The sequence below is a fragment of the Bradyrhizobium shewense genome (genome assembly GCF_900094605.1).
Lineage (GTDB): Bacteria > Pseudomonadota > Alphaproteobacteria > Rhizobiales > Xanthobacteraceae > Bradyrhizobium > Bradyrhizobium shewense.
The window spans coordinates 103,708-124,437 of sequence record NZ_FMAI01000001.1 but is presented as its reverse complement, the minus strand read 5'-3'; the positions used below and the strand labels follow the sequence as shown (position 1 = coordinate 124,437).

At 62.9% G+C, this 20,730-nt stretch carries 13 protein-coding genes; 8 read left to right on the top strand and 5 right to left on the bottom strand.

All coding sequences use genetic code 11. The annotated features are described in order from the left end of the window. Positions 1–221: 221 nt before the first annotated feature. The gene (locus GA0061098_RS00525; protein WP_091952334.1) at positions 222–6,098 is read right to left on the bottom strand and encodes an AAA family ATPase; all 5,877 of its coding nucleotides are present in this window, start codon (positions 6,096–6,098) and stop codon (positions 222–224) included. A 332-nt stretch (positions 6,099–6,430) separates the two neighbouring features. After that, a complete protein-coding gene (locus GA0061098_RS46920; RefSeq protein WP_283807975.1) occupies positions 6,431–6,562 on the bottom strand; it encodes a hypothetical protein in 132 nt (43 codons plus the stop codon). An 891-nt stretch (positions 6,563–7,453) separates the two neighbouring features. On the opposite strand from GA0061098_RS46920, the gene GA0061098_RS00520 reads away from it, so the two are divergent. The 8 genes from GA0061098_RS00520 (at position 7,454) to GA0061098_RS00485 (ending at position 17,027) form a co-directional block, all read left to right on the top strand. Continuing rightward, positions 7,454–8,803, top strand: a complete 1,350-nt coding sequence (locus GA0061098_RS00520; protein WP_091952331.1) for an ABC transporter substrate-binding protein — start codon at positions 7,454–7,456, stop codon at positions 8,801–8,803. 82 nt (positions 8,804–8,885) lie between these two features. Beyond that, positions 8,886–9,776, top strand: coding sequence for an ABC transporter permease (locus GA0061098_RS00515; protein WP_091953806.1), 891 nt, complete (start codon positions 8,886–8,888; stop codon positions 9,774–9,776). Next, the gene (locus GA0061098_RS00510; protein WP_091952327.1) at positions 9,773–10,693 is read left to right on the top strand and encodes an ABC transporter permease; all 921 of its coding nucleotides are present in this window, start codon (positions 9,773–9,775) and stop codon (positions 10,691–10,693) included. Before GA0061098_RS00515 ends, GA0061098_RS00510 begins: the two co-directional genes overlap by 4 nt. Before the next feature lie 8 nt (positions 10,694–10,701). Then, positions 10,702–11,808 (top strand): ABC transporter ATP-binding protein, encoded by a 1,107-nt coding sequence (locus GA0061098_RS00505; RefSeq protein WP_091953803.1) that lies wholly within the window; start codon positions 10,702–10,704, stop codon positions 11,806–11,808. 21 nt (positions 11,809–11,829) lie between these two features. After that, a complete protein-coding gene (locus GA0061098_RS00500; RefSeq protein WP_208610613.1) occupies positions 11,830–12,321 on the top strand; it encodes a (2Fe-2S)-binding protein in 492 nt (163 codons plus the stop codon). A gap of 2 nt (positions 12,322–12,323) precedes the next feature. Further along, a complete protein-coding gene (locus tag GA0061098_RS00495; RefSeq protein WP_091952323.1) occupies positions 12,324–14,711 on the top strand; it encodes a xanthine dehydrogenase family protein molybdopterin-binding subunit in 2,388 nt (795 codons plus the stop codon). Positions 14,712–14,722: 11 nt separating this feature from the next. Next, positions 14,723–15,520 (top strand): FAD binding domain-containing protein, encoded by a 798-nt coding sequence (locus tag GA0061098_RS00490; RefSeq protein ID WP_091952321.1) that lies wholly within the window; start codon positions 14,723–14,725, stop codon positions 15,518–15,520. 16 nt (positions 15,521–15,536) lie between these two features. Next, positions 15,537–17,027, top strand: a complete 1,491-nt coding sequence (locus tag GA0061098_RS00485; protein WP_091953798.1) for an amidase — start codon at positions 15,537–15,539, stop codon at positions 17,025–17,027. 165 nt (positions 17,028–17,192) lie between these two features. Here GA0061098_RS00485 and GA0061098_RS00480 read toward each other — a convergent pair whose 3' ends face one another. From GA0061098_RS00480 to GA0061098_RS00470, 3 genes are all read right to left on the bottom strand, one after another. After that, positions 17,193–18,092, bottom strand: a complete 900-nt coding sequence (locus tag GA0061098_RS00480) for a LysR substrate-binding domain-containing protein (RefSeq protein WP_091952319.1) — start codon at positions 18,090–18,092, stop codon at positions 17,193–17,195. A gap of 84 nt (positions 18,093–18,176) precedes the next feature. After that, positions 18,177–19,547 carry an amidase gene (locus GA0061098_RS00475; protein ID WP_091952317.1) on the bottom strand — a complete coding sequence of 457 codons (1,371 nt, stop codon included), beginning with the start codon at positions 19,545–19,547 and terminating at the stop codon, positions 18,177–18,179. Continuing rightward, positions 19,528–20,724 carry an MFS transporter gene (locus tag GA0061098_RS00470; RefSeq protein ID WP_091952315.1) on the bottom strand — a complete coding sequence of 399 codons (1,197 nt, stop codon included), beginning with the start codon at positions 20,722–20,724 and terminating at the stop codon, positions 19,528–19,530. Before GA0061098_RS00470 ends, GA0061098_RS00475 begins: the two co-directional genes overlap by 20 nt. Positions 20,725–20,730: the final 6 nt, after the last annotated feature.

Sequence of the window (20,730 nt, the reverse complement as noted above, 5' to 3'; positions counted from 1 at the left end):
ATAGAGGTGTCGAAATCCGATTCGTCACCATTCGACACTGCTCTTTCGTTTGCCGTTCCCCGATCATGGCGTCCGCGTGCAACATACGCGCTCAGCCCTGCTTGCGACCCTGATTACGGCCGGATTCATAACTTCACTCTCCGGACGCCGCCCTGCTGCGAGTGCTCGCCGCCTGGGGAAGTCGGACTCGTCCTATCGTGGAGAAGCACGGGCAGCGATGATCAGGAAGCGTCTGCGGGACGGACCGGCACGGTGAAGTGAAAAGTCGCTCCGCGGGGCCGGTTAGGCGTCACCCATAAGCGCCCGGCATGAGCTTCGATAATCGAACGGCAGATGGACAGTCCTACCCCGAGCCCGCTCGGCTTCGTCGTGTAAAAGGGGGTGAAGACGTGCTCGAGATTTTCCACTGCCACCCCCGGTCCCGAGTCCTGCACCTCGACAAGAACACGATCCGGGCCGACCTCACCGGTGGTGATAAGCACCCTTCTGGCGTCGTCCGCCACGGTGCCCATTGCCTGGACTGCATTGACAATCAAATTAAGGACCACTTGCTGCAATTGGACACGATCGCCCTCCACAAGCGGTAAGCTGTCTGCAAATTCCGCTTGCACCGAGACGCCGTTCTTCATCGCTTCGCCGCGGGTAAGCTCAATCACGTCCCGGATCGCTTCGTTAATATCCAATTTTTCCTTCCGGGGCGGTGCTTTCTTGATGAGATCGCGAATTCGCTGGATGATGTCGCTGGCGAGCGCAGTATCGTTAATAACCCAGTCCAGTGATTGCCTGACCCTCTCGAGATCGGGTGGGTCTCTATCAAGGAACCGCGCGGCCGCACCAGCATTCATGGATGCCGCGGCGACCGGCTGGCTTACTTCGTGGGCGATCGAGGCCGTGAGTTCGCCCATGGTGGCGAGGCGGTTGGCATGCGCCAACTCCCTCTGCATCTCGCGCAGGGCCTCCGTGGCGCGCTTCTGTTCGGTGATGTGGCGTCCCACGCCGCGATAGCCGATGAACTGGCCGGACTTGTCGAAAACCGGCATCCCGGAGACGGAGACGTAGCGCTTGCGGCCGTCGGCCGTAGGGCGCGCGAGCTCGAAGTCACGGAACGGCAGGTGGGCATCGAGCGTCTCCCGATGCATGCGCCAAGCCTCCTCGTCGGGCTCCAAGCAGGGCACCTCCCAGCGCGTTTTACCAAGTTCAGAGCTCGATGTGGGAGCGTCAGCAACGGTTTCGGCGAACTCCTGGCGGACGAAGCGATGGTCCGCATCTGATTCCCAGTACACGTCGAAAGAGAACTGTACGAGAGTACGAAAACGCTCTTCGCTCTCCCGCAGAGCCTCTTCGGACTGTTTACGCTCCGTCAGGTCGACGACAAAGGAGACACCTTGGTCCCGTTGCTCGTCGAACGCAGCCATTCCGATCAAGACCGGCACGCGGCTTCCGTCCTTACGGAAATACTCCTTCTCGAACGGCTGTACGCTCCCCATCTTCTTGAGTTCCGGGATCCACCATCGTTCGTGCCGGTCGAGCCATTCCGGCGGTGTCAGGGCAGTCCAGAGCAGGCGACCAGAGGCGAGATCCTCACGGTCGTAGCCCACGATGCGCAGAAACGCGTCATTGGCCTCCAGGATGGGACCTTCAAGCTCCCAGATGATGATCCCAACGATGTTGGCGTCGACAAGGCGGCGGATCTTCGCTTCGCGTTCTCTGACATCGCGATACAGAGCCGCATTTTCCAGCGCGATTGCCGCTTGTGAGGCGAGCAGTTTTAGAACAGCAACTCTCGCAGGTGCGAAAACGTGGGGCGTCAGTGTATTCTCAAGGTAGAGCACCCCGATAAGCTTCCCACGGTGGATGAGAGGCAAGCAAAGAATGGAACGAGGCTTGCGCTGACCAAGGTAGGGGTCCGTAGCAAAAGGAGGTTGGCAGGCGGCATCCTCGAGAACAGCGCACTCTCTGGTCCGCATGACGTAATAGAGAACAGATTCCGGAACCAGAGCCTCGGTCACCGCTGCATCGCACAGTTCGACGGTCACTCTCTCGCCGGTTGTCGTGGCTTCCGCCTCGATGCGCGGCTCGTCGTTCTCGTGCGACAGGATCAACAGACCCCGTTCAGCGCCTGCTTGTTCAATGGCCGTGTGCATCAGCGTCTTGATGAGCTTTTCCAAGACCATCTCGCCTGATACCGCTTCAGACACCTTGATCACCGTAGTGAGGTCGAGGTGCTCGACCGGCGCCCCGATGGTACTCATCGGGCCGGGCTCTGATCTCACCTCCTTGAGGTGCGGATGGATCTCCTCAAGTTGCCGCACCCTGCCGTCCGCCCCCCAACGAACATAGCAATCGCGCGCATTTTGCAGATAGATGCGAGCAAACTCTTCGAAGCCACGCGTGCCGTAAAAGCGGGCGGCCATTTCGTAAGCGATTCCCTCGTGGTGGACGAAGCCGTTGCCGCGGGCGGAGCGGATGGCTTGTTCGTAGAGACGCTCCGCGTCGAGTTCTCTGCCTTGGAGGCGGGCGATTTCTGCGCCAGCGAGTACAGCGCGATTCGCGAAGCTCTCAGGGCAATTTTGCGCCCACAATTCGAGCTGCTGCTGGTGGACCGTCAGCGCTTCAAAGTGCCTTTGCTGTTCTTCAGGGGGCGCCAAATCCCAGCATGCAGCGTGGGCCAATGCTGCATAGAACTCGTATTCCGCCGTTTCGAATAGCTGAGGTGGTGACCACGGTAGGCTCCGAGCCCTGGCTGCGGCGGCAGCGGCCGACACATAGTCGCCGGCAAAGAAGCACGCTTGCAGCTTGCGTATCCAGTACCAGCTCTCAGGTAATGCGAGCGCCGGATCAGCAGCCAAATGCCGCTCGAACCGAAGCTCGTCGGACTGGTTGTCATGAAGAGCGCCGAACCGCCGCGTCAGGCCACGCAGCATCCGGATGAGCCCGAGTTGCGGCTTTATGATGTCGCCGATCAGCGCAAATTTCGCCTTCTCGGTCAACCGCAATCCGTGCTCGGCTTCGCGTTGTGCGTCTGCAAGCGGATCGCCCGCCGCAAGGAAATTTGTATTCAGGCTGGCGCAGCTGAAGGCAGCGAACGTGATATCGCCACTGTTGCTCGCCGCCTCAAACGCGCGTCGAAACGCGTCTCGCGCGTGCCGGAGGGGCTTTGTCCATGAAAGGACAAGGTTGCCATAGTTCAGGTAGGTCCTCGCTTGAACGAGGGAAAACCCGCGCCGCTCGACCAGCTCAGTGCCGATACGGCTCAATCGAAGCCCCGCCTCATAGTCGTCGAAGCGCGCGCCGGCAATGGCGCCGAACATGACGTAGGGAACGCAGGAAGCATCGTTGTTCCCCCACTCCAGGCTGAAATCCACCGCTTTGATGACCACCAGCGAGCGAAGGTTCGTATCGGTGAAGAATGCAGGCGGCATGAGGGCCGTCAAAAGATCCAACATGGCCAGTGCGAGCGGGTCGGTCATCAGCGGCAGATCCAACACCTCCTCGATGGCTTGGTCTCCGAGGCGAGATCGGACGCGCTCGTATTCCTGTCGGACGTGATCATCGCTCGGGTGGGCCAGCCATCGAATCCCGAGTTGCTCCAGACAGCTGAGGGCGGCGCCCACAGCGCGGTCTGGCTTGCTTAGCGCCGTATACAAATCCACCAACCGGCGTGCGACGACTGCAAGGTCAGTTGCACTCGAGATTCGCGTCGTCAGTTCCTGTAAGCGCTGTTCCGCCTCAACGACAGCGCCGGTCACGAACTCGCATTCGGCGCGATGCAACTCGAGCGAAAAAGCAAGCCGCTGGAAGCGCTCCCAACGGTCGTGCGGTAACAATGCCGCACCAGTTACGGCGTAATTGAGCGATGCCGCGTAGGCCGCCGACGCTTGCGCGCGCAGGCTGGCTGTCAGATTGAGCTCCGCAAGCTGCACACGTTCATCTCGCGAGGTGATCAAGGCCGCGCCGCGGTTGAGCTGATTGACGATTGCGAAGATCGCCTTCTCGCGCTTCTCCCCGAATGTCTGCGCCAGCAATTGCCGCCCGATTCGCAGATGGAGCGCCGCGCGTTGATGCTCCGGGATCAGCGAATAGCAGGCTTCTTGCACGCGGTCGTGGACAAACCTGTAGGCGTCAGCCTGTTGCTCGATCAATTCCTGGCGGACCGCCTCCCAGAGCGCCGCATGAACCTGCTGCTCGGAGAGCCCGAGGACGACCGAGAGTGTCGTGGTTTCGGCGAAATTTCCGAGACAGGCCAACTCCCGCAGCGTGTTCTGTGTGTCAGCCGGCAACTGTGCCAGCTTTGCGATCATCAAATCCACGACGTTGTCGGTGTGCCCCTTAGCGTGAATGCGATCCAGATCCCAGCACCAGCACCTCGCATCATGATCAAAGCGGACGAGGCCTTCTGCCGCAAGTACGTGGAGGAACTGATTCACGAAGAATGGATTGCCGGCCGTTTTATCGTGGATCAAATGCGCGAGCGGCGCCGCATGCAGCAAATCGCAGCCTAGAGCATCAGAAATCAGGTGCGCAATGTGTTCGCCGCCAAGCGGCGCAAGGATGATCTGTTGTAGGTTTGCGCCAGCGTTCTCTATGGCTTCAAGCCGACGCCGTAACGGATGGGCGGCGGTGACCTCGTTGTCCCGAAAGGACCCGATCAGCATCAGGTATTGCAGATCGGTCCGGGTCAACAGGTCCTCAATGAGATCCAACGTGGCGGCGTCGACCCATTGAAGATCGTCGAGGAAAAGTACCAACGGATGCTCGGAACGTGCGAATACCCCTATGAAGCGCCGCAGTACGTGATGAAAGCGGCTTTGTGCCTGCGGTGGCGGGAGATCAGGAACGGGAGGCTGCTCTCCTATGATCAGCCGCAATTCAGGAATCAGGTTGGCAACAAGCTGGCCATTTGCGCCCAGCGCATTTTGAAAGGCTTGGCGCCAGTTCGCGAGTTCGACGTCATTCTTGCTTAGAAGAGACCTCGCGAGGCTCCGAAATGCCTCGACCAGCATCGAATACGGAATCTCGCGTTTGTACTGATCGAACTTGCCCGATGCGAACAGTCCGTGCGACGGAACAAGCCGATGATGGAGCTCATTGACCACCGAGGACTTGCCCACGCCGGAATAGCCGGAAACCAGCACCAATTCCGGAGCGCCGCTCTTGAGCATGCGGTCGAACGCGCCCAGCAAGATTTCAATCTCGCGGTCTCTTCCATAGAGCCTTTCGGGGATCAGCAGTCGGTCGGGCGTGTCATATTGCCCGAGTGCAAAGTTTTCGATCCGACGTCCGGTTTCCCATTCATGCAGGCAGCGGCGTAGATCATGCTCAAGGCCCGGCGCACTCTGATAACGTTCCTCTGCGGACTTGGCGAGCAGCTTGAGTACTACGGCCGAGATTGCAGTCGGTACAGTGCTCAGGCGTTCGCTCGGCGGTACGGGCTTTCGCGCGATATGGCAATGTACCCACTCCATCGAATGTGCCGCGGTGAACGGCAGCGAGCCAGTCAGCATTTGATAGAGCGTCACACCAAGCGAGTAGAGGTCGCTACGGAAATCGATCGACCTGTTCATCCAGCCGGTCTGTTCGGGTGCCATGTAAGGGAGCGTGCCCACGATGAACTCGGGCGGCCCGGGCGTGCGTCGCTCCCGAACCAGGCGCGAAGCGATACCGAAGCCGGTGAACCGGATCCGTTCGTCGTCGCAGTTTACCAGTATATGCGCCGGTTTAACGTCCTTGTGAACGAGGCCGCGCTGATGCACCTTGTTCAAGGCGCTCGCGATCTCGATTGCTAGTCGCAAAAAGGGCTCGATGTCCATGGGCGCACCAAGCAACTGCTCGAGCGGCTGGCCGCCAGGATATTCAAGCAGCAGAACAGGGAGACCACCGTCGTACTCCAGCCCGAGCGGCCGCACTGCCCACGCGCCATCCAGCTGGTCCTTCAGTTCGAACTCGTGAGCGAGCCGATCGAGGATGCCGGACGAAGCGTGCTTCGCCTTGGGACGTACCGCCAATACAGCTCTGCAGGTGGTATCGGAATCCGGACACAAAGCCCGGCAAAAGATGCGGGCATCGTCCTCCCATAGCACTTGGAACCTGTTGTCCATGCGCGTCGAACCGAAAACGATGGGGTTCAACCGGAAGCCTCCAAGTGACCCAGTGCTGGGTGAGGAGGTGCTTTCCTAAGCTCTGAATCTGCCACAAACGGGCAGGTGTGCCCAGCCTAAGCTGGAGCTGCCAAAGCACCGCGAAGAAGCGGCGCGGATCGTCTGCAGACGTTTCTCGCAATCACTGGTTTATGCCAGCTAAGCACTATCGGAAAGAGGGCTGGATCGCGCTGTGGCACGTCAGCCGCTGACATCACATCGCTTGACGAGCGCTCGGCGTTTCTGATCAAGGTGGAAGCGGGGCGCTTCAGGTTGATGAAGTAGCCTGGCAATCAGCCGATCGCATCCGGCGTCATCGGGTCGGCTCTGCTTCCTTCCGCTTGTGCTCCTCCATCAACATGGCGACGAATGCTGTCACTTTCGGTGAGCATCTTTTGCGGAATATGGCGGTTGCGGATGCTCATCCCGAGGCAGGATCCGTTGGCGCCTCGCCTGACGCCTGCCCTCGCGCTTCGACCAAGGCATCCAAGCTGCCGGCGGACGACGCTGGGTGTCTGTATCGCCATAGACGTCCGCCGATGGCTGCGTGAGAGTTCGCGCGTGTATACTGAGAGGTCAAAACGGGTAGAAACGTGTGCAATTTCGTCTAGTTTGGAGTGCACACGTTCGTGCTTCATCCCATTGAGAGATTGGGGTAAATCATTGGAATCGCAGAACCATCGCTCTTCTGTTGCCCCGATGATGGATTGGAGTGAGAATTCAAATTCTCCAATGGCATAGAACGTGGCGTGTGCGCGACGTGTGCATCGAGAGATCTAGAAAATTCTCGCGATAGCCGAGATGAGCAAGGCTTTTCAAGTGGGGTGGGACGTCGGTGATCGATCCGCGTTCCAAAAGCCGGTTGCGCTTGGTGCCGATGTGCCGGAGGTGCTGACGCGAGACGGGTGCCGCCGCAAAGCTGACTTGAAGGCTTTCACGCCAGCGTCGTATGTCGTGTGACGATCGAGCGCTAACTGTGAGCGTGATGAGATCGAGCGAAGGCGCAGGCCAGCCGAGTGCACCGTTTCTCGTGCGCCCGTAAGTGCTGCGCTCCTGATGTCCCGAACAGTTCGAGAAAACGACGGACCGGAGAAGCTCCTATTCCCCGCGATCGGCACGTCGGCCTGCTGCCTTCCTAAGCCGCATGCCGCGATGACGGGCAGAGAGTTGAGCCATTAGTGGCGCTTATGCCGTGAATTGCTACTTCCAATTTTACTTCGCAGAATCCTGCCTCTAGCCTCGCGCGCAACTGATCACATCCGCGGCCGGTCAATGGCGTCCGGCGCGAGCGTTCATCGTAACCAACGAGGGTTGCCATGTCTGATGGGGCTAAGGAGACGTCCACTTCCAATCCGGCGGGGACGGAAGCGAGATCGTCGAAAAAGCTGAGCCGGCGCATGCTGTTGAAGCGGGCGGCCGCAGTTGCGGGCGCAGCCGCAGGATCGGATGCGATCCGCGGATTCCCGACCATCTGGGCGCAGGAGATCAAGGACATCGAGCTGCGCCATGTCGGCGTCTCCTATTCGGTGGTGAAGGCGATCGGCGACCAAGCCGCCAAGGATCTCGGCTTCAAGGTGACGATGCAGAACCTCGACACCTCCGCCGCCATCAACCGTTTCATAAGCCAGCCCAATACGGTCGATATCGCCGACCTCGAGGGCTGGCAGGCCAAGCTTGCCGCCAAGCGCGGGGTGATCCAGGGCATCGAGGTCAAGAAGATCAAGGAGTTCGACAACATCCTGCCGATCTTCACCAAGGGCGAGATCGACGGCCACAAGATCCCGCGCCAGGGCATCTCGCCTTATGAAGCCATGTACATCTCCAAGCCCGACTCGACCGATCTGCACGACGGCGTGACCGAATGGGCGACCTTCCTGCCGCAGGTCTACAACGCCGACTCCATCGGCTACCGGCCTGACCTCGTCGGCCACGAAGTCACCGAGTGGAAGGACCTGATAGATCCGAAATTCAAGGGCAAGGCCGCGATCCTCGACGTGCCCGCGATCGGCATCATGGATGCCGCGTTGTGCTTCGAAAGTGCCGGGCTGATCAAGTACGGCAACAAGGGCAACATGACCAAGGAGGAGATCGACTTCACCTGCAACAAGCTGATCGAGCTGAAGAAGCAGGGCCAGTTCCGGGCGACCTGGACCACCTTCGACCAGTCGGTGCAGCTGATGGCGGCGGGCGAGGTGGTCATCCAGTCGATGTGGTCGCCGGCGGTCGCAGCTGTCCGCGTCAAAGAGATTCCCTGCGTCTACGCGCCGGTCAACGTCAAGAACGGCAAGGAGGGCTATCGCGGCTGGTGCAACGGCATGGGCCTGATGAAGCATCTCTCCGGCAAAAAGTTAGATGCCGCCTACGAATATCTCAACTGGTACCTCTCGGGCTGGCAGGGGGGCTTCGTCGGCCGCTACGGCTATTACAGCCCGGTGCCGTCGACGGCGAAGAAATTCCTGACCGCTGCCGAATGGGATTTCTGGTACGACGGCCAGCCGGCGCCGGAGGTCATCAATGATCCCTACGGTGTGCCGATGGAGAAGGCCGGCACCAAGCGTGACGGCGGCTCGTTCCTCGATCGCGTCAAGAACATCTCGTGCTGGAACACGCTGATGGATGAAGCCGCCTACATGAACAAGCGCTGGAACGACTTCAAGGTGGCCTGAAACCTGCTTTCCCTGACTTAAGCGAAGCACCGGCGCGTGAACTGCGCCGGTGCGAGAAGAAGACTTCGAGGCGTTCGCCGACATGCAGCCAAGGTCTAGTCCAGCTCAAAAGTCACCACGCGCGAATCTCGCCGGCTGGCTCTACGTGTCGCCGCTGGTGCTGGTGCTCGTGCCGTTCTTCGTCGCGCCGATCCTGGTTGTGCTGGCCGCGAGCTTCTTTGCGACCGACGGCTTCGGCGGACTGACGCCGGGCTTTACGCTGGCCAGCTACGTCGAGGTGCTGCATTCGGCGCTGACGCTGAAATTGTATCTGGCGACGATCAAGTTCACGGCGCTGACCTGGATATTCACCCTGATCATCGGCTTCTTCGTCGCGTACTTCCTGGTTTTCCACGTTCGCAATCAACTCCTGGCAATCGGCCTGTTCCTGCTCTGCACGGTGCCGTTCTGGACCTCGAACATCATCCGGATGATCTCGTGGATCCCGCTGCTCGGCAAGGAAGGCCTGATCAACCAGGCGCTGCTGGGGTTGGGCGTGATCCGGCAGCCTCTCGAAGTGCTGCTGTTCTCCGACCTCGCCGTCGTTATCGCCTACGTCCATCAGCTCACGATCTTCATGATCGTGCCGATCTTCAATTCCATGGCGCGGATCGACAAGAAGCTGATCGAGGCCGCGATCGATGCCGGCGCCAGCCGGTTCGATATCATGCGCCTGATCGTGGTGCCGATGTCCAAGAGCGGCATCGCGCTCGGCACCATCTTCGTGGTCTCGATCGTGATGGGTGACTTCTTCGTGGTGAAGGTGATGTCCGGCGGCGGTTCGGCCTCGGTGGTCAGCGCGTTCTACGAGGACGTCGGCGTGCTGCAATATCCGACCGCGGCGGCAAGCGCGGTGCTGCTGACCCTGGTGCTGGTTGCGATCGTCTCGCTGATCTTGCGCACCGTCGACATCCGGCAGGAGATCACGCGATGAGCGCGGTTCTCGCCGACATGCCCAAGACCGACATGCCCGAGACCGAAACGTCCAAGACCGTCGCGCCTGCGGCCACCAAGGCGATCGCGCCGCGCACGGGCCGCAGGCCCTGGACCTTTTACGTGCTGGCGACGCTGTTCGCTGCCTACGTCATCGCGCTCTACGGCCCGATGTTTTGCATCTACATCCTGTCCTTCCAGGATATTCGCGGCGGCCTCGTGTTCCCGATGAAGGGGCATTCGCTGCACTGGTTCGCGGACCTCGTCACCCAGGTCCGGACTGGGGACGTCAAGGGCTCGTTCGACCGCTCGATCAAGCTCGCGGTCATCGTCACCGTCATCACTGTGGTGGTCTCGTTTCTTGCCGGCCTCGGCTTCCGCAAACGCTTCGGAGGCGACACCTTCGTCTTCTACATGATGATCGGCAGCCTGGTCGCGCCCGGCCTCGTGCTCGGTCTCGGCACGGGTCTCCTGTTCCAGGCACTCGGGCTGAATGCGAGCTGGTACACCTCGGCGCTCGGTGCGCAGTTGTCCTGGACGCTACCGTTCGGCGTGCTCGTGATGTTCGCGGTGATGTCGCGCTTCAACCATGTCTGGGAGGAGGCGGCCTACGACCTCGGCGCCAGCCGTTGGCAGTCGATTCGGCTGGTGATGATCCCGGTGCTTGCACCCGGCCTCGTCGCGGTCGCCCTGTTCGGTTTCACGCTGTCGTATGATGAGTTTGCGCGCAGCCTCCAGACCGCTGGCTCGCTAAACACACTGCCGCTGGAAATCTGGAGCATGACGCTGAACGTCACTTCGCCCTCGCTTTATGCGCTCGGCACCGTGACTACCATCGTCTCCTTCATCGTCATCGGCGCGAGCCTAGGCAGCATCGTGCTGATTCAGAAGAAGCGCGGCAGCAGCGCAAAGGGTTGAGCTGGGAAATGAAGAACGATCGCGGCGATATCGAACTGGCGGGTGTCTGCAAGAGTTTTGACGGCGCGACCTACGTGGTTGACGGCGTCAATCTTAGGATCTCGGACGGCGCCTATTGCTGCTTCATCGGCCCGTCCGGCTGCGGCAAGACCACGATCCTGCGCATGATCGCCGGTCACGATGATCCGACCGCAGGCGAGATCGTCATCGGGGGGCAGAACGTGGTCGGGCTGGCGCCGGTGCAGCGCCGCACCGCGATGATGTTCCAGTCCTACGCGCTGTTCCCGCATCTGACGGTGCGTGAGAACATTGCCTTTGCCTTGCGGGTGCGAGGCCAATCCAAGGCCGATCGCCTGCGCGCAGCCGATGCCATGATCGAGAAGGTACGGTTGACGCAATTCGCCGACCGCTTGCCGGCCCAGCTCTCCGGCGGCCAGCAGCAGCGCGTGGCGCTGGCGCGTGCGGCGATCACCGAGCCGCGGGTGCTACTGCTGGACGAACCGCTGTCGGCGCTCGACGAGCAGCTGCGTGTGCAGATGCGCCAGGAACTCAGGCGGATGCAGCAGGAGCTCGGCATCACCTTCATCCACGTGACCCACACCCAGCTCGAGGCGATCGCGCTCGCCGATCTTGTCGTGGTGATGGAGCAGGGCAAGATCAAGCAGGCGGGCGCGGCGCGGGACGTCTACGCCCATCCGCATGACCGCTACGTCGCCGAGTTCATGGGCGGGCAGAACGTGCTGTCCGGCCGGGTCGAGAAGGTTAACGGCGCAAGCTTTACGCTTGCGCAGGCTGCGCCTGACGGCATCGAGGTGCCGCTTCTGGCGCGCCCCACCGTCAACGTCGGCGACAAGGTCGATATCGCCGTGCGCCGCGATGATGTTGCGCTGGTGCGGCCGGGCAGGGATCTGCCGCCCGGGTGCACCACGTCGCTGCCGGGTCGGGTGCTCGCGATCGAATATCAGGGCTACTTCGTCAAGGTGATGCTCGACACCGTACCGGACGACGAGTTCGTCGCCTATGTGCCGGAAAAGACCTTCTTTGCGGACCCCTTCACAGTCGGCGATGTCGTGATGGCCACATGGGCCACCGGCAGCGCCTTGCCTCTCGCCTAAAGACCAATCGCGCACAGGAGTATGACCGTGCAGATATCCTTCACACTCAACGGCCGGCCAACCACTGTGGACGTCGAACCGGCGACGCTCGTCGCCGAGCTGCTGCGCGAGCAGCTCCATCTCACGGGCACCCATATTGGCTGCGACACCAGCCAGTGCGGCGCCTGCATAGTGCATCTCGACGGTTTGCCGGTGAAGAGCTGCACGCTGCTGGCCCCGGCGCTCGATGGCGCGACGCTGCTCACCATTGAAGGTCTGCAGGGCGCGCCGGGCTCGAACCAAATGCATCCCATGCAGGAGGCCTTTCGTGAGCACCACGGGCTGCAATGCGGGTTCTGCACGCCCGGCATGTTGATGACGGCGGTCGCGCTCGCCGCGGAGAAGCCTGACCTGACAGAGGCCGATGTCCGCCATGGCCTCGAAGGCAACATCTGCCGCTGCACCGGCTACCAGAACATCGTCGTTTCGGTGCTGGCGGGCGCTGCCGCCATGAACGCCGCCAAGGGAGAGTGACCATGGGCAATGTCATCGGCATCGGCGCCGCACCGAAGCGAAAAGAAGATCAGCGCTTCCTCACCGGCCGCGGCAATTACGTCTCCGATATCAAGCGCCCAGGCATGGCGGCCGGCGTGTTCGTGCGCTCTCCGCATGGCCATGCGCTGCTGCGCGGCATCGACAAGAGTGCGGCGCTGGCATCATCAGGCGTGATTGCCGTGTTGACTGGCGACGACGTCAAGGCCGATGGCCTGGGATCACTGCCTTGCGGCTGGGGTATCTCGGATGCGCAGGGCGTGCCGATGAAGGAGCCGCCGTTTCCGATGCTGGCGCAGGGCAAGGTGCGCTTCGTCGGTGACATGGTGGCCTTCGTCGTGGCGGAGACGCCGGAGCAGGCGAATGCTGCAGCCGAATTGCTCGCGATCGACTACGAAGTGCTGCCTTCAGTCGTCGGCGTGCTCGAAGCCGTCCGGCCCGGCGCGCCGCAATTGTTCGACGACGTCCCGAACAACATCTGTTGCGACTGGGAGCTCGGTGACAAGGCTGCCGTCGAGACCGCGTTCCGGAAAGCTGCGCATGTCGCAAAGCTGAGCCTCGTCAACAACCGCCTGATCGGCAATCCGATGGAGCCGCGTGCGGCGATCGCGGAATACGAGCCAGGCACGGACCGCTTCACGCTGTGGACCACGAGCCAATTCCCGCATGTCGTACGCTTCCTGATGGGCGCGCTGGTGCTCAACATCCCGCAGCACAAGCTGCGGGTGGTGGCGCCCGATGTCGGGGGTGGCTTTGGCGTGAAACAGTTCCATTACGGCGAGGAGGCCGTGATCACCTGGGCCGCCAAACGCGTGAAACGGCCGGTGAAATGGGTCGCGAGCCGCTCGGAAGGTTACATCTCCGATCGTCACGGCCGCGATCACGTCACGGAGGCCGAGCTCGCGCTCGACGAGACCGGCAAGTTCCTGGCCTTCCGCGTCAATACGCTCGCCAATATGGGCGGCTATCTCTCGACCTTTGGGCCGAACATCCCGACCAATCTCTATGGGCCGCTGCTCGGCGGCGTCTACACGACGCCTGCGATCTACTGCAACGTGAAGGTGGTCTTTACCAACACGGTACCGGTCGACGCCTATCGCGGCGCGGGCCGGCCGGAGGCGACCTTCGTGCTGGAGCGCATTGTCGATGTCGCGGCCAGCGAGATGGGGATCGACCGCGTCGAGATCCGCCGCCGCAACATGATCCCGAAGGAGGCCTATCCGTATCAGACGCCGGTGCTGGTGCAGTATGATTCCGGCGATCCCATGGGATGCCTCGACGGAGCCCTCGTCGCGGCCAACGTCAACAATTTCGGCATCCGCAAGGCGGCATCTGCCAGCAAGGGAAAATTCCGCGGGCTCGGTTATTCCACCTACGTCGAGGCCTGCGGCCTTGCGCCGTCGCGCTTCGCCGGGAGATTGGGCGCGCGCGGCGGTCTGTACGAAAGCGCCACGGTGCGCGTGCATCCGACCGGCCAGGTGACGGTCATGATCGGAACCCACAATCACGGCCAGGGCCACGAGACGACGTTTGCTCAGATCGTGTCGGACAAGCTCGGGGTCGCCTTCGAGAATGTCGACATCGTGTTCGGCGATACCGACCGGGTGCAGTTCGGCATGGGCACCTATGGCTCGCGCTCCCTGGTGGTCGGCGGTGCGGCACTGTCGAAGGCGACGGACAAGGTCATCGCCAAGGGCAAGAAGATCGCGGCCCATCTGCTCGAAGCGGCTGAGGTCGATATTCAGTTCGAGAGCGGCAAATTCTCGGTTGCGGGCACGGATCGCGCCAAGACGTTCGAGGAGATCGCGGGCGCTGCCTACGTGCCGCACGATTATCCGCTCGAAATATTGGAGCCGGGGTTGGAAGAGCAGGCTTATTACGACCCCGTCAACTTCACCTATCCCGGCGGCTGCCACATCGCTGAAGTCGAGGTCGATCCCGAGACGGGCACGGTGACGCTGGTCAACTACACCGCGGTGGACGACGTCGGCACGGTCATCAACCCGATGATCGTGGAGGGCCAGCTGCATGGCGGCATCGTGCAGGGCGTCGGCCAGGCGCTGTTCGAGAGCGCGGTCTATGACGAAGGCTCCGGCCAGCTTCTGTCGGGCTCGCTGATGGATTACTGCATGCCGCGCGCCGACCATCTGCCGATGATGAAAGTGGCAACCCATTCCACGCTCTGCACGCATACGCCGATGGGTGTGAAGGGCTGCGGCGAGGTCGGCACCATCGGCTCGCCCGCCGCCGTCATCAACGCGGTGGTCGATGCGCTGTCGCACCTGGGCGTCACCCATGTTGACATGCCGGCGACGCCGAACCGGATTTGGCGCTTGCTGCAAAACGCGTCGTTGCCGGTTGCCGCGGAATAGGGAGGACAACAATGAGACCATTTGCCTATCACCAGCCTCACCAGATTCCAGATGCGGCTAAGCTTCTGACCTCGATCGAAGACAGCAAGCTTGTTGCGGGCGGCATGACGCTGATCCCGACGCTGAAGCAGCGGCTGGCCAATCCGCCGGCGCTGGTCGATCTTTCAAAGCTCGGAAATCTCAAGGGCATCGCCGACGACGGTGTCACTGTCACGATCGGCGCGATGACGCCGCATGCGGTGGTCGCAGCTTCAAAGTTGGTGCAGCAGAAAATCCCCGGGCTCGCGGCGCTGGCTTCGATGATCGGCGATCCCGCTGTGCGCAGCCGCGGCACCATCGGTGGCTCCGTCGCCAACAACGATCCTGCTGCGGATTATCCCGCCGGCGTGCTCGGTCTCGGTGCCACCATCGTAACCACCACGCGCGAGATCGCCGCCGACAAGTTCTTCCTCGGTCTGTTCGAAACCGCGCTTGAACCCGGCGAGATCATTACGGCGATCCGTTTTCCCGTGCCGCTGAAAGCGGGCTACGCAAAGTTCAAGGCGCCGGCGTCGCGTTATGCACTGGTCGGCGTGTTCGTCGCCAAATTCGCCGATGGGGTCCGCGTCGCGGTCACCGGCGCGGGTCCCGGCGTGTTCCGCGTGCCGCAGATGGAGGCGGCGCTGTCGGGCAATTTCGATCCGTCCGCGATCGCGGCGATCAAGATCGACACCGACGGTCTCACCTCCGATATCCATGCCGAAGCCGATTACCGCGCGCATCTCGTCACGGTCATGGCTAAGCGCGCCGTCGACGCGGCGCTCAACTAGCTCCTTAGGGTTGATGATGACTGATGGTTCCGGCCGAACGGCCTTTCCGCCGGCGCCGACTGGCCTTGGCGCGCTTTCTGCAACCGAGATCATGGCCGGTTACCGGCGCAAGGCGTTCACCCCGCGCGATGTCATTGACGACACCATCGCCGCGCTGGAGGCGGCGGACGAGACCTGCAACGTGGTGGTGACGCCGATGTACGAGCAGGCGAGGGCGGACGCTGACCGGCTCACCAGGGAGATCCGTGTGGGCGAGGTCAAGGGATCGCTCGCTGGCGTCCCCATCACGATCAAGGATCTCGTCTTCGTTGCGGGCGTGCCAGCCTATGCGGGCTCGCCGATGAACAAGGGTTTCGTGCCTGAGGCCGACGCTGCCGTGGTCTCGGCCCTGAAGGCATCCGGCGCGATCATCACCTGCAAGACCACGACCTGCGAGTCCGGCTACAAGCTGACAGCCGACAGCCCCGTCACCGGCATCACGCGCAATCCCTGGAACCCCGGTCGCACCAGCGGCGGATCGAGCGGCGGCGCGGCGGCGAGCGTCGCTGCCGGCTGCGGCCCGATCGCGATCGGCACCGACGGCGTCGGCTCGATCCGGGTGCCATCCTCCTTCTGCGGTGTGTTCGGTCTGAAGCCGACCTTTGGTCTCGTACCGCGCTCGCCCGGCTTCTCGCCGCCATCCTGGGCCTCGCTCGCCCATACTGGCCCGATCACGCGCACGGTCGCGGATGCTGCGCTGACGCTGGAGATCATAGCCGGCTACGATCTGCGTGATGCCGCGAGCCTTCCCGCGTCCGCACGCCGCTTCAATACGGATGCTGGGCGCCTGGACGGCATTCGTATCGGAGCCAGCGCCGATCTCGGCTACGCCGCCGTCAGCCCTGACGTGTGCGCGGCATTTGGCAAGGCGCTTGCCATTCTCGATTCCTGCGGTGCGCAGGTCACCATGGACGGGCCTGGTCTCGATCCCGGCATTTTGGAGCACACGCTGAAGCCGATCGCCTTTACCGAACAGGCGGCGGCGGTTGCGAGCAAGTCCGCAACCGATCTTGCAAGCTCGGAGGCCGACTATCGCAATGTCGTCAGCGCCGGCCGGCGCTACAGCGGCACGGATTACATCGAAGCGAGTTACCGCCGCGGCCAGACGCGCAGTGCCTTTGTCAAATTGTTCGAACGCGTCGATGTGCTGGTGACGCCGACGGTCGCGGTCACTGCGTTCGAAGCTGGCCGGATCGGAGTCGACACCATCGATGGCCGCAAGGTCGATCCGCATCTCGGCTGGTCGCCGTTTACCTGGCCGGTCAATCTCGCCGGTCTTCCGGCGGCAACACTGCCTTGCGGCTTCGATCGTGACGGGATGCCGATCGGTCTTCAGATTGTCGCGTCCTGGCTCGACGAGCCCACGATCTTCCGCATCGCCGCGGCGTTCGAGCAGGCGCAGCCCTGGGCGAAGTTCTGGCCGCGGCTGGCGTTACGTGAGGGGAGTGGAGGGCGCGCCAAGGGGTGAAGCGGCCTTGGCGCAGTAGTGCAGGTGTTTTGCCCGACGTGTCAGATCGCTCAGGTACGGTCCGGACTGGTCGGCCTCGGTGTTCTCTAAAGCGACGCGCGAAAAACCCTTTGCAAACAAAGGCCGTTCTACTGTGCATGGGGTTGTTTTCGCGTTTTTGTGGGCCTAGCCCAGCTCGATCGGCGCGCCGCGACCGCTGAGCTCCTCGTCGAGGCGCAGATAATGCGCGAGATAGTCGTGTAGCGCAGTCGCGGCCTTCGAGGTCGCGCCGCTGGATTTGTAGAGCAGCAGCTCGATCTTCGGCAGCGGCGGGAGGCCCTCGTTCGGTCCGATTTCACGCATCGCAGGCACCAGCGCGCTGCGGCCGAGCACGGTGACGGCCATGCCGGCGAAGGCCGCGGCCTGGAGACCTCCGACGCTTTCACTGACGCAAGCGACGCGCCAGCGCAGATTGGCACGCTCCAGAGTGTCTATGGCGTAGTCGCGATAGATGTTTCCGGGCGGCAGCAGCGCCAGCGGAATCGGGCGCTCCTGGTGCGCGACCGATTGATCACCGGTCATCCAGACCAGTTGCTCGCGCCGCACCACCTGGCCGCCGGTGAAATCGTTCATGCGGGTGACGAGCGCGATGTCGACGTCGCCGCGCTTGACGAGGCCGACCAGTGGCGTCGACAGCGCGCAATTGAGCTCGACCTGCACGCGCGGAAAGGATTTTCGGAACACGCTGAGGATCTGCGGCAGCATGAAGGCAGCATAGAGGTCGGGCGTGCCGAGCACGACCTGGCCCTCGATCTCCTGCGACGCCAGTTGCGAGATCAGCTCGTCATGCAACCTTAGGATGGATTTGGCGTAGGTGAGGACGGTGGTGCCGTCATCGGTCAGCGTCAGCCGGCGGCCGACGTGCTCGAACAATTGCTTGCCTGTCAGCTCCTCTAGCCGCTGCAGTTGCAGGGTAATCGCCGGCTGGGTGCGGCCCAGCCGTCGGGCGGTCTCGGTGATGCTGCCGGTCTCGACCACCGAGATCAGCGACCGGAGCATGCGGATGTCGAGACTGATGAGGTTCATGCGGCGTCCATGTCGCCCAGAATTTATGCAAGTTCCATGCTAGCGCGTGCTGCCCCGTGCTCATAGTGACGAGCCAAGCCGGCTTCAACACGCTTGCAGCATGGCCTCGATCCGGTGTGCGGCGCCAAGCAGCGTCCGGTCCTGCCCGCGCCTCGCGATGATTTGCAGGCCGAATGGAAGTCCGCGCGGATCCGTTCCGCACGGAATCGAGATCGCCGGCAGGCGGGCATGATTGACAAAAGGAGTAAACACCGCGTGCCCCCGTGGGCTCGCGGGCTTTCCGCCGATCATGTCGGGACCAAGCTGCGTCAGCGACCAAGCGACGCAGGGGACAGTTGGGGTCAGCAGCAGGTCCACGTCGGTGAGGAAGGCCGCGAAAGCATTGGCGATCGCGGCGCTCGCGACCAGAGCTCCAGCAACCTCGGCGCCCGACCAGGAGAGACCTCGCTCGATCTGCTTGGCGACATCGGGATCAAATATGGTCGGTTCCTTGCGGAACGCGTCCCCATAGAGCGCAGCGAGACCGGCATGTTGGAGTGGCATGATGGCGTCTTCGGTCGCGCCCGTCGGCCAGACGGGATCGCGTCGCGTGATGCGCAAGCCTGCCGCGGAGAGGCGGTCAACAGTGGAGGCGAGGGCATTCGCAACGATGTCGTCGACCGCGACGTCTAAGCCAAGTCGAGGCGAGAATGCCATGCGCATTCCGTCTATGTCTTCCGCCTGCCGTGCAAAGAGGGCGGAATCCGGGTCGCGCGGATCGGCGCCGGCCATGGCCTCGAACGCCAATGCGATATCGGCCACATCAGATGCGATCGGTGCAATGACGGAAAGACCGAAGAACGGCTCGGCGAAACCGGGCCCATATGGAATCGCGCCGTACGACGGCTTGAAGCCGGCGACGCCGACATGGGCCGGCGGCCTGCGGCTGGAGCCGCCGGCATCCGTGCCGATCGCGAGCGGCACGAGGCCGGCTGCGACCGCAGCGGCGGGACCGCCGGACGAGCCGCCCGGTGTCAACGCGGGATCGAGCGGATGGCGCGTGGGTCCGTAGAGCTGTGAGGTCGTGACGCCCTTGCAGGCGAATTCCGACGTCGCGCCGATGCCGACGATGACAGCACCGGCCTTGCGCAGTCGCTCGATCGCAACCGCATCTTGCGGCGCGACGAAATCGGCGAACAGGCGCGAGCCCTGCGTCACGCGCCAGCCACTGGCCCAGATGTTGTCTTTGACGACGATGGGCACGCCGGCGAGCGACATCGTCTCGCCGGCGCACAGGCGATCGTCGACCCTCGCGGCATCGGCAAGCGTTCGCGCGGGATCGATCGTCACCACCGCGTTGAGCGCCTTGGCGGCCTCGATGCGCGCGAGCGCGGCTTCGGCGGTCTCGACGGCGCTCGTCCGCCCGGCCGTGACGTCGGCGGCGATCCCGCGCGCGCTATTGACTGGTTTTGTCATGGCCTCCCCAGATCAACGCCAATGTGCCGCAGAGCACAAGGCAGGCCAAGGCAACGAACGCCGCGCCAAGACTGGCCGTGGCGTCCAGCATTGAGATCAGTGCCGGCGCGGCCAATAGGCCCGCATAGGATGCGGTCAGCACCGCGCCCGTGGTCTCGCCGATCCGGTCCTGTGGCGCGAAGTGGGCGATCTCGGCGATGAAGACGCCGTTCCAGCCCGAGGCCGTCAGGCCGAACAGCGCGGCAATCGCGAACTGTCCGGTACGGCTCAGCGATGCGCCGTCGAGGCCGAGCAGCGCAGCGCAGAACGCCATGCCGAGGCCGATGACGACGAGCACTGCGCGGGAAGCGTTGAGGCGCATGGCGACATAGCCCCAGCCGAGCCGGCCGACTAGGCCGCCGGTCTGCGCGCAGGCGAGCGCAATCCCGGCCTCGATATGGCTGAGGCCAAGCTCGCGCGTGCCGAGCGTGACGAAGACCGTGTTGAGCGACACCTGCATCGCGCTGAACGGCATCGAGGCCAGCGCCAGCATCGCGATGCGCCGGTCCGCGGTGACGAGGGCCAGCCGTGCGCGGAGACTGAGTTCCGGAGGAGGGAGCGCCTTGCCGGTATAGGCCGGCCGCAGCCGCTCGAACATCAGGATCGCCAACAGCGCACAGGTGCCCACCGCCGCATAGCACCAGGCGGGTCCGAGCGAGATGGCGATGGCGGGCAGAACCAGCGAGCCGCAGACGGCGCCGATCTGGTTGCCGGTCTGGCGGACCGAGAACACGAAGGCGCGCTGTTCGACCGTCACGAGCCGCGCCAGCAGCGCCGCGCTCGCCGGCGTCTCCGGCCCGAATGCAAGGCCGAGGCAGAGGCCGGCGGCAAGCAGTGCGGCCGTCGAGCCGAGCGAGGCCAGCGCCATGCTGAGGACGATCGCCGCCGCGCAGAGGCTGGCAATCCGGAGCGAGCCCAGGCGCGCGATAAAACCGCCGCCCCAGAACGAGGCGGGGATGCCGACGGCGAACACCGCGCAGGAGAACATCGAGAGCTGCCACACCTCGATATGGGCGCGCGGCGCGACCACGCCCGGCGCGAACAGCGCGAGCGCCACCAGCGCCTGGAGCGAGGTCATAGCCCCCAGGGCAGACAGCAGTGCGGGCGCTGGCCGAACGGTACCGTTTGCGTCTACCATGCAGTT